Annotated in this window: 16 protein-coding genes; 14 read left to right on the top strand and 2 right to left on the bottom strand. The window is 44.6% G+C overall.

Annotated elements, in window-relative coordinates; genetic code table 11:
- Positions 1-205 precede the first annotated feature (205 nt).
- From cdaA to whiA, 11 genes are all read left to right on the top strand, one after another.
- Positions 206-1054, top strand: a complete 849-nt coding sequence (gene cdaA / locus RWS24_RS01010) for a diadenylate cyclase CdaA (protein WP_314364677.1) — start codon at positions 206-208, stop codon at positions 1052-1054.
- Positions 1042-1806 carry a CdaR family protein gene (locus RWS24_RS01005; protein WP_314364675.1) on the top strand — a complete coding sequence of 255 codons (765 nt, stop codon included), beginning with the start codon at positions 1042-1044 and terminating at the stop codon, positions 1804-1806. Before cdaA ends, RWS24_RS01005 begins: the two co-directional genes overlap by 13 nt.
- A 93-nt stretch (positions 1807-1899) precedes the next feature.
- Complete coding sequence (gene glmM, locus RWS24_RS01000; RefSeq protein ID WP_061602948.1) at positions 1900-3252, top strand: phosphoglucosamine mutase; 1353 nt, start codon at positions 1900-1902, stop codon at positions 3250-3252.
- Positions 3253-3318: 66 nt separating this feature from the next.
- The gene (locus RWS24_RS00995; RefSeq protein WP_314364672.1) at positions 3319-5079 is read left to right on the top strand and encodes an Ig-like domain-containing protein; all 1761 of its coding nucleotides are present in this window, start codon (positions 3319-3321) and stop codon (positions 5077-5079) included.
- A gap of 117 nt (positions 5080-5196) precedes the next feature.
- Positions 5197-5325 (top strand): DUF4044 domain-containing protein, encoded by a 129-nt coding sequence (locus tag RWS24_RS00990; protein ID WP_002895969.1) that lies wholly within the window; start codon positions 5197-5199, stop codon positions 5323-5325.
- A gap of 50 nt (positions 5326-5375) precedes the next feature.
- Positions 5376-6686 (top strand): GTPase ObgE, encoded by a 1311-nt coding sequence (obgE, locus tag RWS24_RS00985; protein WP_048774407.1) that lies wholly within the window; start codon positions 5376-5378, stop codon positions 6684-6686.
- Between the two features lie 11 nt (positions 6687-6697).
- Entirely contained in the window at positions 6698-6859 is a 162-nt protein-coding gene (locus RWS24_RS00980) for a hypothetical protein (RefSeq protein ID WP_314364669.1), read from the top strand.
- Positions 6860-7071: 212 nt separating this feature from the next.
- On the top strand, positions 7072-7452 hold the full coding sequence (locus RWS24_RS00975) for a RidA family protein (RefSeq protein WP_002895964.1): 381 nt from the start codon (positions 7072-7074) through the stop codon (positions 7450-7452).
- 55 nt (positions 7453-7507) lie between these two features.
- Positions 7508-8398: an RNase adapter RapZ gene (gene rapZ / locus RWS24_RS00970; protein ID WP_314364665.1), complete on the top strand. Its 891-nt coding sequence runs from the start codon at positions 7508-7510 to the stop codon at positions 8396-8398.
- Positions 8395-9372: a YvcK family protein gene (locus RWS24_RS00965; RefSeq protein WP_002895961.1), complete on the top strand. Its 978-nt coding sequence runs from the start codon at positions 8395-8397 to the stop codon at positions 9370-9372. Before rapZ ends, RWS24_RS00965 begins: the two co-directional genes overlap by 4 nt.
- Complete coding sequence (gene whiA / locus RWS24_RS00960; RefSeq protein WP_314364664.1) at positions 9369-10280, top strand: DNA-binding protein WhiA; 912 nt, start codon at positions 9369-9371, stop codon at positions 10278-10280. The genes RWS24_RS00965 and whiA overlap by 4 nt, the downstream gene beginning before the upstream one ends.
- Before the next feature lie 33 nt (positions 10281-10313).
- On the opposite strand, the gene RWS24_RS00955 is transcribed toward whiA, so the two are convergent.
- Together RWS24_RS00955 and RWS24_RS00950 are read right to left on the bottom strand one after the other, a co-directional pair.
- On the bottom strand, positions 10314-11282 hold the full coding sequence (locus RWS24_RS00955; RefSeq protein WP_314364663.1) for an NAD(P)/FAD-dependent oxidoreductase: 969 nt from the start codon (positions 11280-11282) through the stop codon (positions 10314-10316).
- 112 nt (positions 11283-11394) lie between these two features.
- The gene (locus RWS24_RS00950) at positions 11395-12711 is read right to left on the bottom strand and encodes an FAD-containing oxidoreductase (protein WP_314364661.1); all 1317 of its coding nucleotides are present in this window, start codon (positions 12709-12711) and stop codon (positions 11395-11397) included.
- Positions 12712-12900: 189 nt separating this feature from the next.
- On the opposite strand from RWS24_RS00950, the gene RWS24_RS00945 reads away from it, so the two are divergent.
- The 3 genes from RWS24_RS00945 to RWS24_RS00935 all read left to right on the top strand — a co-directional run bounded on the left by RWS24_RS00945 (position 12901) and on the right by RWS24_RS00935 (position 15234).
- Positions 12901-13257, top strand: coding sequence for a DUF1304 family protein (locus tag RWS24_RS00945; RefSeq protein WP_314364658.1), 357 nt, complete (start codon positions 12901-12903; stop codon positions 13255-13257).
- A gap of 114 nt (positions 13258-13371) precedes the next feature.
- Positions 13372-13749: a BlaI/MecI/CopY family transcriptional regulator gene (locus RWS24_RS00940; protein ID WP_002895954.1), complete on the top strand. Its 378-nt coding sequence runs from the start codon at positions 13372-13374 to the stop codon at positions 13747-13749.
- 15 nt (positions 13750-13764) lie between these two features.
- Complete coding sequence (locus RWS24_RS00935; RefSeq protein ID WP_314364652.1) at positions 13765-15234, top strand: M56 family metallopeptidase; 1470 nt, start codon at positions 13765-13767, stop codon at positions 15232-15234.
- Position 15235: the final 1 nt, after the last annotated feature.

Here is a 15235-nt window from a genome sequence, read left to right as displayed (position 1 = left end):
AGAAGGTTACAGAAAAATATTGACAAACGTGATATAATGGGTTGGTAAGTCTTCAAGCATTAAGACACACTGTAAAATAAAAAGAGAGAAGTTAATTGATTAAACTCTAATTACAAGATAAAATCAGGCTGATACCAGATTTAATAAGTTCGATTTGTTGCTACAGCTGTTTGATTTTGCTTGTAGAGGAGTAGGAAGTCTAAGTATGAATTTTCAACAACTAACCAATCTCCAATATTGGGCCAGTTTGTTTTCTGACCCTTGGAGGATTGTAATTAATATTATTGACGTCGCTATCGTCGCATGGATTCTATATTATCTAATCAAGGCTATTGCCGGTACCAAGATTATGATTTTGGTCCGCGGGGTGCTCTTCTTTATCTTGGCACAGTTTTTTGCCAATATCATCGGCTTGACCACCATTTCTTGGCTGATTAATCAGGTCATCACTTACGGGGTCATTGCGGCCGTAGTGATTTTCTCGCCTGAGATTCGGGCAGGATTGGAAAAGCTGGGCCGAGCAACGGATATTTTTTCTACGACGCCCATCAGTAACGAAGAAAAAATGGTTCAGGCCTTTGTCAAGTCTGTTACCTATATGAGTCCGCGGAAAATCGGGGCTTTGGTGGCTATTCAGGGAACCCGCACCTTGCAGGAGTACATTGCAACAGGGATTCCCTTGGATGCAGATGTGTCCGGAGAGCTGCTAATCAACATTTTTATCCCCAATACGCCATTGCACGATGGAGCTGTCATCATAAAAAACAATAAGATTGCAGCTTCCTGTGCCTACCTGCCTCTGACAGAAAGCAGCGGCATCTCCAAGGAGTTTGGAACCCGGCACCGCGCAGCTATTGGCCTGTCTGAAGTATCCGATGCGTTTACTTTTGTCGTTTCAGAAGAAACAGGCGGTATTTCCACCACGCACAATGGAATTTTCAAGCATGATTTGACTTTGGATGAGTTTGAGATAGAGCTGAGAAAGGTCTTCTTATCAGAGCAGGACAAGCCAGCAGGTTTGAAAAAACGCTTCATGGGAGGATGGAAGAAATGAAAAAACGTAAAAAAATTCTTTATATCATCTCTTCGTTTTTCTTTGCCCTAGTGCTTTTTGTCTATGCAACCTCTAGCAGTTATCAAAACAATACCGGAGTTCGACAGGTCACATCTGAAACTTATACCAATACGGTTTCCAATGTGCCAATTGATATCAAATATGACAGCGAGAATTACTTTATCAGCGGCTTCACTTCTGAAGTTTCCGTCGCCCTGACAGGCTCCAACCGGGTTAATCTAGCCAGTGAAATGCAGGAAAGTACTCGGAAGTTTCGAGTTGTAGCTGATCTTTCTAAGGCTACAGAGGGAACAGTAGAAATTCCGCTAAAGGTTGAAAACCTGCCAAGCGGTCTGACTGCTACAGTCACTCCCCAGAAGATTTCTGTTAAGATTGGTAAAAAAGCCAGTAAGAAGGTTGAGGTCCGCTACCTCATCACAGACAGCCAGGTGGCTGAAAATGTGTCTATCAGTGGTGTAACCTTGGAAAATAAGGAAGCTACAGTTACCAGTGACGAGGAGACCCTGTCTAAGATTGAGTATGTCGTAGCCATTCTCCCGACCAATGTCATTATCACCGGCAACTATAGCGGGACAGTACCGCTGCAGGCTGTGGATGGTCAGGGAAATGTCATGCCAAGCGTGGTGACACCATTTGAAACAACTATGCGTGTCAACACTAAAACAGCAGAAAACTCTGGCTCGTCCTCCTCTAACAGCAGCTCAAATACGAGCTCATCAGATAAAAACTAAATAAAATTTTGAAAATAAACTTGGATTAAAGCGGTCTGCCTTGCTTGCAGCCAAATCTTTACATCCAGGTCTTATGAAAGGAAACTATTTATAATGGGTAAATACTTTGGAACCGATGGTGTTCGCGGAGAAGCAAATGTGGAATTAACGCCGGAATTGGCCTTTAAACTCGGCCGCTTTGGTGGTTATGTTCTGAGCCAGCACGAAAGTGAAGTTCCTCGGGTCTTTGTTGGCCGGGATACTCGAATTTCAGGAGAAATGCTGGAAAGCGCCTTGGTTGCAGGACTTTTGTCCGTTGGGATTCATGTCTATAAATTGGGTGTCATTGCAACACCGGGTGTAGCTTATCTGGTCAAGTCAGAGAAAGCCAGCGCCGGAGTCATGATTTCTGCTAGCCACAATCCAGCATTAGATAATGGTATCAAATTCTTTGGCGGTGACGGCTATAAGCTGGACGACGAGCGTGAGTTGGAAATCGAAGCTTTGCTGGACGCAGCGGAAGATACCTTGCCACGTCCAAGCGCCGAAGGTTTGGGTGACTTGGTAGACTATCCAGAAGGACTGCGCAAGTATCAACAATACTTGGTTTCAACTGGTTTGGAACTAGAAGGAATGCATGTAGCCTTAGATACGGCCAACGGTGCAGCTTCTACCAGTGCCCGTCAGATTTTTGCAGACCTTGGAGCACAGTTGACGATTATCGGAGAAAATCCAGACGGCCTCAATATCAATCTGAATGTCGGGTCTACACATCCAGAAGCTTTGCAGGAAGTTGTCCGTGAGTCTGGTGCAGCGATTGGTCTGGCCTTTGATGGAGATAGTGACCGCTTGATTGCAGTGGATGAAAATGGTGAGCTAGTAGATGGTGACAAGATTATGTACATCATCGGTAAGTACCTGTCTGAGAAAGGCGAGCTGGCGCAGAATACCATTGTTACGACTGTCATGTCCAACCTAGGCTTCCATAAGGCTTTGGATCGTGAAGGCATCCAAAAGGCTGTGACAGCAGTTGGTGACCGCTATGTAGTAGAGGAAATGCGTAAGAATGGCTATAATCTAGGTGGCGAGCAGTCTGGACATGTTATCATTATGGACTACAATACGACAGGTGACGGTCAGCTTTCAGCTGTGCAATTGACCAAGGTCATGCAGGAAACAGGTAAGAAACTATCCGAATTGGCCGCTGAAGTAACCATCTATCCGCAGAAACTAGTCAATATCCGTGTGGAAAACAGCATGAAGGATAAGGCGATGGAAGTTCCAGCTATTAAGACGGTCATTGAGAAAATGGAAGCTGAAATGGCTGGCAATGGCCGGATTTTGGTTCGTCCGAGTGGAACTGAGCCTCTGCTGAGGGTCATGGCTGAAGCACCAACTGACGAAGAAGTAAATTATTATGTAGATACCATTGCCAATGTTGTTCGAGATGAAATTGGAATTGAGTAATAAAAAGTAAAGAAACTGAGACATAATGTCTTGGTTTTTTTACATTGTTATGAATTTTTAAACACTATGAATAAAAATGTTGATAAATTGCAATACTCTTGGTATAATAAGCTACGAAAGGAGAAAAAGATGAAAAATAAAAATACAATTATTTTTAAAATTCTTATCTTATTAACAGCTATTGTTACAGGTTTAGGTTTTGCTGCTCGAACTCAGGCTTCTGAAGTAACTGAATACAGTCAGCAAACCAGCATTACTAAGGATGGTGAGCCATTAACAAGTGACTCAACTGTTAAGACTAATGAAACCTTGTCTGTAACAACCAACTTCACATTTCCAGCGGCTCAAAATATAGCTGAAGGGGATACCCTGACTTTTAAACTTCCGGAAGAATTAAGTCTGATTACTGCCTTAAACTTCGATGTCTATGATGTTGTTAATCATACGGGAGAGTTAGTCGGTACAGCTCAAACTGACCCGGCGACTCAGTCAGTTACAGTGACTTTCAGTAACTACTTTACAAACTATACCCAAAAGAAAGAGCTATCTTTGGGCTTTAATGTTCGTATCAATAACGAAAAAGTCAAAGAAACAGGTCCTGTTTCCTTCAAATTTGGCCAGACAGACTTTTCTTTCCAATATCAGAAAGAAGAAGGAACTGCTGGTGAGTATGAAATGAAATATGGCTACCAAGACAGCACTGATCCGAGTATTGTTAAATGGCGCATTATCCTGAATGCAAGACAGGACATGCTTCGCAACATGGTGATTTCAGACACCTTTGGTGATGGTCTGACCTTGGTTCCTGGTACGCTGCGGGCAGTTCGTTATGCTCCAGTTGCTGGTGGTATCCGCAATGAAGCTCATATCCTGACTCTGCCTGTAGTTGATAACTTTACTAACAAAGCAGTCCTAACCCAAAACGCTAATGGCGATGCTAACGGTTTTACCATTAACTTTGGCGATAACTACAACTGGCCAATGTACATCGAGTACTCTACTCGCGTACCAGAAGGTACTAAAGTGGGTGATGTGGTTAACAACAAGTTATCATGGACAGCTAAAGGATTCCCAGAGCGTACTATTACTAAGTCAGTCCGCTTGGAAGAGGGCTCTGGTAAAGGAAGCGCTGTGCTAGCAAAAGATGTGAAGATTCAGGCACAGAAAAAACTTGTTAATAAAGTGTTAGAGAAGGGTCAATTTACCTTTGGTCTCTTTGACGAAAACGGTGTTTTACTTCAAACAGCTACCAATGAAGCTGATGGTTCTATCAATTTCAAAGCCTTGAACTATAATGCAGCTGGTGACTACCGCTACAGCATTAAGGAAATTCCGGGCAATGATGCTAACTACATCTATGATGACAAGGAAGCTCAGCTGACAGTTACTGTTAAAGATGTGAATGGTGAGTTTTTGGGCTCTGTTAAATATGATTTGGATCCTGTCTTTACAAATACCTATAGAGGTAATGATCCAGGCAAGGCAGTTCAGCCACCTAACCCTGGAAATAACAACAATCCAAACAATCCAAATAACAACCCTAACAATAACCCAAATAATAATCCAAACAACAACCCAAATAATACCCCAGACAATGGTAACAATACCCCTGGTAACAGTTCCGACAATCCAAAGGGCGGAACAGACAATCCAGGTAATGGAAATAACAATTCAAACAATGGTACCAATGATCCAGGTGCTGCAGGAGGCAACAAAAAAGTTCTGCCTAAGACTGGTCAAGAAACGACGCTTTGGCTGTCAGTTGCAGGTTTGGCAATCTTAGTTGGCTTTGGAAGCTATGTCTTTCTTCAAAAGAAGACTAAATAAGATTCAAAGGTTTTAAGAGTTTTCTCTTAAAGCCTTTTTGCATGCTTTTCCATTTGAAAAAACGGAGCAATCGTGTTAGAATAGACCTAGAAATTTTTATAGGATAGGGGTATTATCGTGGCTTTTGGTGACAATGGACAACGCAAAAAAACAGGATTTGAAAAATTGACGATGCTGGTCGTGATTATCATGCTCATCGTGACAGTTGGAGCTATCTTTGCTTCTGCTCTCAGCGCAATCTTTTAATCCAAACGCTTCAGGGCGTTTTTTTAGACTAGAAAAAGAGAATAGAAAAAATGAGTATGTTTTTAGATACGGCCAAGATTCAAGTTAAGGCTGGCAATGGTGGCGATGGCATGGTGGCCTTTCGCCGTGAAAAATATGTTCCTAATGGTGGTCCTTGGGGCGGTGATGGCGGTCGTGGCGGCAATGTTGTTTTTGTCGTAGACGAAGGTCTGCGTACCCTGATGGATTTTCGCTACAATCGCCATTTCAAGGCTCAATCTGGTGAAAAGGGCATGACCAAGGGCATGCATGGCCGAGGTGCTGAGGACTTGATTGTTCGAGTGCCGCAGGGGACGACGGTTCGTGATGCTGAGACTGGCAAGGTGCTGACGGACTTGGTAGAAAATGGTCAAGAATTTATCGTAGCGCGTGGTGGCCGAGGCGGTCGTGGAAATATTCGCTTTGCGACGCCTAAAAATCCTGCTCCTGAGATTTCTGAGAATGGAGAACCGGGTCAAGAGCGTGAGCTTCTGCTTGAACTCAAGGTCCTAGCAGACGTTGGTCTGGTTGGCTTCCCTTCTGTCGGGAAATCCACTTTGCTTAGTGTCATCACAGCAGCTAAGCCTAAGATTGGTGCCTATCATTTCACGACCATCGTGCCAAATCTAGGCATGGTTCGTACTCATTCTGGAGAATCCTTTGCAGTAGCAGATCTACCAGGTTTGATCGAAGGGGCCAGCCAAGGGGTTGGACTGGGAACCCAGTTTCTCCGTCATATTGAGCGGACACGGGTTATCCTGCATGTCATCGATATGTCAGCCAGTGAGGGGCGTGATCCTTATGAAGACTATCTAGCTATCAATAAAGAGTTGGAATCCTACAACCTTCGTCTCATGGAGCGTCCGCAGATTATTGTTGCTAACAAGATGGATATGCCAGATAGTGCTGAAAATCTTAAAGTATTTAAAGAGAAATTAGCGGCTAATTATGACGAATTTGCGGAACTACCGCAAATCTTCCCGATTTCTAGCTTGACCAAGCAGGGACTTGCGACCCTCTTGGATGCGACCGCAGAATTACTGGATAAGACGCCAGAGTTCTTGCTTTACGATGAGTCTGAAATGGAAGAAGAAGCTTACTATGGCTTTGACGAAGAAGCACCAGCTTTTGAAATCTCTCGTGATGATGATGCGACTTGGGTGCTGTCAGGTGACAAGCTTGAGAAGCTCTTTAATATGACCAACTTTGACCGCGATGAAGCAGTCATGAAATTTGCCCGTCAGCTTCGTGGTATGGGCGTTGATGAAGCCCTTCGCGCTCGTGGAGCCAAGGATGGTGACCTGGTCCGCATCGGCAAGTTCGAGTTTGAATTCGTTGACTAAGGAGGCTTGCAATGGGTGATAAACCAATATCCTTCCGCGATGAAAATGGAAATTTTGTCTCTGCAGCTGACGTCTGGAATGCTGAAAAGCTAGAAGAGCTCTTTAATAAACTCAATCCCAAACGCAAGCTGCGTCTGGAAAGAGAAGTATTAGAGCAAGCGGAAGAGGGATAAAACGTTCGATTTTGAAATTAAAAACGCTAGGAAAGATTTCTTAGCGTTTTTAAATCTTAAAAAGTGGGTTCTGATAGGTAAGAAGATTTCCTTTTAGCTTCTAATGCCCCATCAATGAAAAAATGGAAAAAGGCAAGGCTTATAAATCTGTCGTGGCCATTGCTTGCTATTTTATGGTATAATGAAAAAAATAACTAGGAGAAGTGATAATTATGGCAAAAACGATTCATACAGATAAAGCACCAGCAGCGATTGGACCTTATGTTCAAGGAAAAATTGTCGGCAATCTCTTGTTTGCTAGCGGGCAGATTCCTCTATCTCCTGAAACTGGAGAAATCATTGGGACAACTATTGAAGAGCAGACCCAGCAGGTACTGAAAAATGTTTCAGCCATTTTGGAAGCCGCTGGCACAGACTTTGATCATGTGGTCAAAGCAACTTGCTTCTTGAGCGATATCAATGATTTTGTGGCCTTTAATGAAGTTTACAAAACAGCCTTTACAGAAGCATTTCCAGCGCGTTCGGCAGTAGAAGTGGCTCGCCTGCCTAAGGATGTGAAGATTGAGATCGAGGTTATTGCCGAGATTCTCTAAAAAAGGGCTGGAGAAAACAGCTTTTTGACGGATTCTATCTGATGAAAGGATTATTATGTCTGAGAAGAAAATTCAGCTTGTCATTGTGACTGGAATGAGCGGGGCGGGGAAGACCGTAGCCATCCAGTCCTTTGAAGATTTAGGTTATTTTACCATTGATAATATGCCGCCAACTCTGGTGCCAAAGTTTTTGCAGCTGGTCGAAGGGACTACGGACAATGACAAGCTGGCTATGGTTGTCGATATGCGGAGCCGTTCCTTCTTTATGCAAATCCAGCCTGTTTTGGATGAATTAGAGCAAAATGAAAACATCGATTTCAAGATTCTTTTCCTAGATGCGGCGGATAAGGAGTTAGTGGCTCGTTACAAGGAAACGCGGCGCAGCCATCCGTTGGCAGCTGATGGCCGGATTTTGGATGGGATTAAATTGGAGCGCGAACTTTTAGCCCCTCTGAAAAATCTCAGCCAAAATGTTGTAGATACAACTGATTTGACACCACGGGAGCTGAGAAAAACGATTTCTGAACAGTTTTCCAATCAAGATGAGATGCACAGTTTCCGTATTGAGGTCATGAGTTTTGGTTTCAAATACGGTCTGCCTTTGGATGCAGACTTAGTCTTTGATGTGCGCTTTCTGCCTAATCCCTACTATAAGCCTGAGCTGCGCAATCAAACTGGCTTGGACAAGGATGTCTTTGATTATGTCATGAACCATGCCGAGTCAGAAGAATTTTACCAGCATCTGCTGGGCTTGATTGAGCCAATCTTGCCGGGCTATCAGAAGGAAGGCAAGTCTATCCTGACCATTGCTGTGGGTTGTACGGGTGGTCAGCACCGCAGTGTAGCCTTTGCTCAGCGCTTAGCAGATGATTTGGCTAAAAATTGGCCAGTCAATGCCAGCCACCGCGATAAAAACCGTCGGAAAGAAACGGTGAACCGCTCATGAGGAAGCCAAGAATTACAGTCATCGGCGGTGGAACAGGGATTTCTGTTATTTTAGACAGCCTACGTAAAAAGGACGTAGAGATTACAGCCATTGTCACAGTAGCAGATGATGGAGGCAGTTCTGGTGAATTGCGGAAAAACATCCAGCAGCTGACTCCACCGGGTGATTTGAGAAATGTCTTAGTAGCCATGTCTGACATGCCAAAGTTTTATGAGAAGGTCTTTCAGTATCGCTTTGCTGAAGGAGACGGCGTTCTAGCGGGGCATCCCTTGGGCAATCTGATTATTGCCGGTATTTCTGAAATGCAGGGCTCAACCTATAACGCCATGCAGCTTTTAACCAAGTTTTTCCATACAACAGGTAAAATCTACCCTTCTAGCGACACCCCTCTAACTCTGCATGCTGTGTTTGCAGATGGGACGGAAGTTGTCGGTGAAAGCAATCTGACCAGTAAGAGCGGAATGATTGAGCGGGTCTATGTGACCAACACCTATGATGACAAGAAGCCTGCTGCTAGTAAAAAGGTGGTTGAGAGCATCTTAGAAAGCGATATGGTGGTTCTGGGGCCTGGTTCTCTATTTACCTCTATTTTGCCTAATCTCGTTATTGAGGAAATTGGCCAAGCTCTTTTGGATACGAAGGCAGAAGTGGCCTATGTTTGCAATATCATGACCCAGCGAGGTGAAACAGAGCATTTTTCAGACAGTGATCATGTTCAAGTATTGCACCGTCATTTAGGCAGGAAGTTTGTAGATACAGTCTTGGTCAATATCGAACCTGTCCCTCATGAGTACATGGATAGCAACCAGTTTGACGAATATCTGGTACAGGTGGAGCATGATTTTCAAGGACTCCAAGAGCAGGTTCCGCGCGTTATTTCTTCGAACTTTCTGCGTTTAGAAAATGGCGGAGCGTTCCATGATGGCGAGTTGGTCGTTGACGAATTGATGCAGATTATACAGGTGCGCAAATGAGTTTTACAGTAAAAGTAAAAGAAGAACTGCTGAGCCTGGCAAGCAGAGATAAAAATGAGCTGTCAGCCATGATCAAGATGTCTGGCAGTCTGGGCTTGGCCAGCAGTGGTTTGACCTTGTCTGTCACAACAGAAAATGCCAAAATTGCCCGCCATCTCTATGAGTTGCTGTCGGACCTTTATCAGGTCAAGTCAGAAATTCGCCACCATCAGAAGACCAATCTGCGCAAGAACCGTGTATACACAGTATTTCTAGATCAGAAAGTGGAAGAAATCCTTTCTGATTTGCACTTGGCTGACTCCTTTTTTGGTATTGAGGCAGGGATTGACCAGGCCATTTTGTCAGATGACGAAGCCAGTCGGGCCTATCTCCGGGGGGCCTTTCTCTCAAATGGTAGCATGCGAGAGCCAGATTCAGGTAAGTATCAGCTGGAAATCCTGTCCGTTTATCTGGATCATGCTGAGGATTTGGCTGCCTTGATGCGCCGTTTTTTGCTGGATGCCAAGACCATCGAACGCAAGAAAGGGGCTGTTACTTATCTGCAGCGGGCTGAGGATATCATGGATTTTCTCATTGTCATCGGTGCTATGGAAGCCATGGCTGAGTTTGAGTCTCTTAAGCTCATGCGGGAAGCGCGCAATGACCTCAATCGCGCTAATAATGCGGAGACTGCGAACATCGCTCGCACGGTTACAGCCAGTATGAAAATCATCAACAATATTGCCAAAATCAGCGATAATATTGGCATTGATAGTCTACCTGTAGACCTGCAGGAGGTAGCCCAGCTTCGTATCCAACATCCAGACTACTCCATCCAGCAGCTAGCTGATAGTCTGAGCCGGCCTCTAACTAAGAGCGGTGTCAATCATCGCTTGAGAAAAATCAATAAAATCGCAGATGAATTATAAAAGCTGCTGAGCTTGAGCTCGGCAGCTGTTTTTTTATAGGCTTGTAGAATGTTTGGGTTGGACTTTTTGCTCAGGATAGATATGGTTAATGGCATTGTTGACAGCAGTAGGTGCCTCGCCTAGCCCAGTTGCAATCAGGTCAATCTTCCCCTCGTAGCTGCAGCAGTCTCCAGCTGCATAGATACCTGGCACGGAAGTTTCTTGCTTGCTGTTGACTAAAATCTTGTGACGGTTGAGCTCCAAGCCCCAATCTTTGAGATTGCCGACAGAGGATTTAAAACCATAGTTGACAAAGAGATGATCCAGAGGCAGAAGCTGACTTTCCTCCCCCTTGACTTGGCTGATTTCCAAGTGGGTTATCTTGCCATTTTCGCCGACCAATCGACTGGGTACAAATGGTGTCTTAATCTCAACACTAGAAGCCTTGAGTTCTTCCACACTATGCTCTAAAGCCCGGAAGTTGTCCCGACGATGAACTAGACTGGTTTCCGCAATCTTTTCAAAAGCTAGCGCCCAGTCAACAGCCGAGTCGCCGCCGCCCAGAACAACAACCTTTTTGCCAGCGTACTGGCTGATGTTTGACACATGATAGTGGAGGTTATTGTAGCTTTCAGCATCGTCTAGCTCCAAAGCTCTCGGTTTGAAAGCGCCGCCTCCCATGGCGATGATAATGGTTTTGGTCTGATGCTGGGCTTGAGAAGTCGTGATGGTGAAGCCATCATCAGATTTAACGATATCCAGAACCGTTTCATTGAGGCAAATCTCAGTCTGGAAAGTTTCCAGCTGCTCAATCAGACGCTGTGTCAGCTCTTCGCCACTTAGATTGGTAAAGCCCGGCACATCCAGAATCTTCTTTTCTGGATAGAGAATGGCCGGCTGACCGCCCAGCTGAGGCAGGGAATCAATGATTTTAACCTTGGCTTGGCGCAAATGAGCGTAAAAAGCTGCGAATAGGCCAACTGGACCGCCGCCGACAATCGTAATATCATACAGTTCAGACATAATCTTCCTCAATCTTTTTTAAAATAAACTAGCATTATTGTACCACAAAAAGGAGTTGAAATGTAAGCAAATGTTTTGAAGCCATCTTAAAAGCCCCATCAGGGGCTTAAAATTAGATAGCAAATAAATCATTGAGGTTTTCAGCCAAGGTTGGGTGAGTGAAGATTTGCTTGCTCAAGTAGGTGTAAGGAATCTTATTATCCATGGCTACAGTCAGGATATTGATAATTTCCTGAGCCCCTGCTGAGAAGATAGTCGCTCCGACGATTTCCTTGGTCTCTGTATTGACAACAGCCTTGAAGGCACCGCGTAAGTCAGCATTGACATGTCCGCGAGGCATTGCTGCGACTGGAATCTCCTTAACTGCAATCGGCAGTCCTTGATCTTGGGCTTCCTTTTCAGTCAATCCGATTTGAGCCAATGGCGGTGTGATGAACATGCTGGTAGGGACGTTTTTACGGTCTTCCAGTGTGTAGCTGCCATCGCCAGCCAGATAGCTATAAAGGATACGGAAGTCATCCAGTGAAATATATGTGAACTGCAGACCGCCATTGACATCGCCCACTGCAAATACACCAGGTACAGATGTTTCCAAGTGCTTATCGACCTTGATAGCTCCGCGCTCTGTCAGCTCGATATCTGTATTTTCCAACTGCAGTGGCTCAACATTTGGCTTACGGCCGGTAGCATAGAGCAGGGCATCAAAGCGGAATTCTCCACCCTCTGTTACAACGACAACTTCAGCACCATCATTTTTAACCTGTTTGGTACGTACATTTTGCAGGAGCTGGATTCCGTCTTCTTCCATGTATTGCTTAGCTAGAGCAGCGATAGAAGGTTCTACTCTTGGAAGAAAGACAGGTGCAGCATCCAGCACAGTCACCTGACTGCCCAATTTATTGTAGAGTCCAGCAAATTCTAAGCCGATGTTACCACCACCCAGAACTCCTAAACGTTTAGGAAGTTCTTTCAGGTTTTGGATGCCAGTTGAATCGTAAACATTTTTAGTATCAGTCAATCCAGGAATCGGTAGGACGTTGGAAACAGCACCAGTATTGATGACAATAGTTTCAGCAGTCAGCTCCTCTTTCTCATTGCCAGCTGTGATTTCGATGACTTTATTGGAAAGGAAATGAGCTTCCGCATCGATGATGTCGACACCAGCGCCACTGATTGCTGCGTAGTTCTTCCCATTGAGACGGCTGGTAACAGCATTCTTCTCAGCCATGACTTGGTCGAAAGCCAGGCCTTTTTCAGCTGCGACAAGCAGGGTCTTGGTTGGGATGCAGGCGATATTAATGCAGGTTCCCCCGTACATAGCCTTGCTTCGCTCAATCAAAGCAACTTTTTTTCCTTGGGACGCCATTTTGGCTGCCAATGTTTTACCGGCCTTCCCAAAGCCGATGACAATTAAATCATAGGTTAACATAATTTACCTCCATTTTTCAAAAAAGATTGTATCACATCTAGTCAGAAATTGCTGATTTCTGCTACGCTTTTTTTCTTCAGTATTTTTAGTGTTTATTTTTATACAGAACGTCCATTTTTGAGCAAGATTTTCGCAGTTCCAGTCAGTCTGTGTTATACTGAGTTTCGTTATATATTTTAGGGGGTTAAAATGTCTATTATTACACTGATTTTGGCAAGCTTGGTTGCTTTGGAATTTTTCTACATCCTGTACTTGGAGACCATTGCGACGACTTCAGCGACAACAGCTCGGGTTTTCGGCATGTCGCAAGAGGAGTTGGATCGGCAGTCAGTCAATACTCTTTTCAAAAATCAAGGAGTTTACAACGGTCTGATAGCTGTTTTGATCTTGATTGCGGCCTTTGTACAGCCTAGTCCGGTTTGGCTGGGAATTTTTATGGTTTATATCATCTTGGTAGCAGCATACGGTGCAGTGACCAGTGACCCAAAAATCCTGTTCAAGCAGGGAGGACTGGCTATGCTAACCCTACTTAGTTTATTTTTCTAAAATAGAGTGAGGAAAATTGATTTCCCACTCTTTTTTATATAATGATTGACTTTTTTGTTAGACAAGTGTAGAATAAAGATAGAAATAGCATTATTTAGAAAGCGCGTGGGAACGATGAAAAGATCTATTAAACGTTTGCCAGATGGGGAATTTACTATTTTAAAAGTAATTTGGCAGTTGCCTACCCCAACGACCTCTGCCCGTATCATGGAAAAGCTGGGACCAGACAATCACTGGAAGCCCCAGACTTTGCTGACAGTCTTGGCTCGCTTGACTGAAAAGGGCTTTTTAGAAAGTGTCCGCAAGGGACGTGAAAGGCAGTATACAGCCTTGATCTCAGAAGATGAGTATCTGGAAGTTGAGGCTTCGGATTTCTTGAAGCGTCACAGCGGCCGTTCTATGGGCGGGTTTGTCAAAACACTCTTTTCTTCTAACTCCTTTTCGGAAAATGAATTGGATGAGCTGCGCAGTCTACTCAACCAAGGAAAGTAGGATGGAGGGATAAGCATGAAACAGTTCCTTCTTTCTTTTCTTCTGACCAGTCTTTCGACATCTATTTTGGTGCTTTTGCTTAGTCTGCTTTTTACGGCCTTTAAGACTAAGATTTCGGTCAGAGTGAAGTATTTTATTTGGTTTCTGATATTGCTGAGTTTTCTGTTTCCGTTCCGTCCCCAATTTGGCTCAGGCCTGATTCGGCTGAATACAGGATCGGTAGTTCAGACAGCAGTGACTGCCACCCAGACAGGTGGAGCTCAGGGCGCTTCTCCAGCAGTTGAAAAAGCTGCCCAGACAAATCTGTGGGAGGCTTTTCTCGGTCTGCCTTGGTTTGAAATTCTCTTTGCCATCTGGCTGATTGGCTTTGTCTTTAGTGTAGGAAGATACGCTTATTCTTATATTCGCTTCAGAAAGATGCTGAAGCGCTGGGGCACAGAGTTTCAGGACGAAGAAGCGATGGCTCAGCTGCGGGCTGTTCAGCAGGAGATGGGAGTTAAGGGCCAGATTCGTCTGCTCCACTATACTATGTCCCAAAGTCCTATGCTACTAGGTTTCAGAGATATTTTAATCGTGCTGCCAGAGTTGGACTACACAGAAGAAGAGCTGCAGCTGATTTTTAAGCATGAACTGACTCACTATAAGCACCGCGATGTTTTAGTTAATCTTTTGGGGATTTTTGCCAAGAGTCTGCACTGGTTTAATCCGGTTGTCCGTTTTGCTTGCCGTGAAACCCAGGAAGCAGGAGAAATGTACTGTGACCATGATGTTCTAAGCAGCAAAGATACGGAGTATCGTACTTTCTACGGTGAAACGATTCTGACCATGATAGACCGCAGTAAGAAGACCCCAATTGCCCTGACGACCTGCTTTTACTCTGACAAGTTTAATCTCAAGCGGCGGATTGTCGGCATTATGGATAACCGCCTACCTAAGAGGTTTCTGTCTGCTGCCTTTGTAGTAGCAGTTCCTCTCCTTTTGCTCTTGACTAGCTCAGTCTTTGCTCTAGAAAGCCCAGCTGCTCAACAAAGCCGACCTGTGGCGGGTCAAAAACAGCCCCAGGGACTCAGTCAGCGTCAGGCACTAGCATCCGTCTTAAAAGAGCTGTCTCTTTCTGAAAAAGATATTAAAGATTTACAAATTTCGCGTGAGAAAGACACTTATAAGATTCGCTTCTCTCACGGGCAAACGGCCCATGAAACCATTGTCAATGCTAAGGATGGAAAACTGGTCAAATCCAAGCAGCACACCATTGTCGAAAAGACAGTAACGGTTGAAAAAGAAGTCAGTCCATCCTCGTCAGCTGCATCAACTCCAGCTGAAAACAGCGCTACTGCCAGCGCAGGGAATACGGGAGCAGCGGGCTCGACCGGAGCAAATACTGGAGCTAGTACAGCGACAGTTCAAGCTCCGTCTCAGAACAGTTCCTCTCATACGACAGACACCGATGATCCGGACGATGATGATGACCATGATGACGATTAAA

Origin of the sequence: uncultured Streptococcus sp. (genome assembly GCF_963528215.1) — a bacterium.
Classification (GTDB): domain Bacteria; phylum Bacillota; class Bacilli; order Lactobacillales; family Streptococcaceae; genus Streptococcus.
The sequence above is the reverse complement of the archived record's forward strand: the minus strand, read 5'-3'. Positions and strand labels throughout refer to the sequence as shown.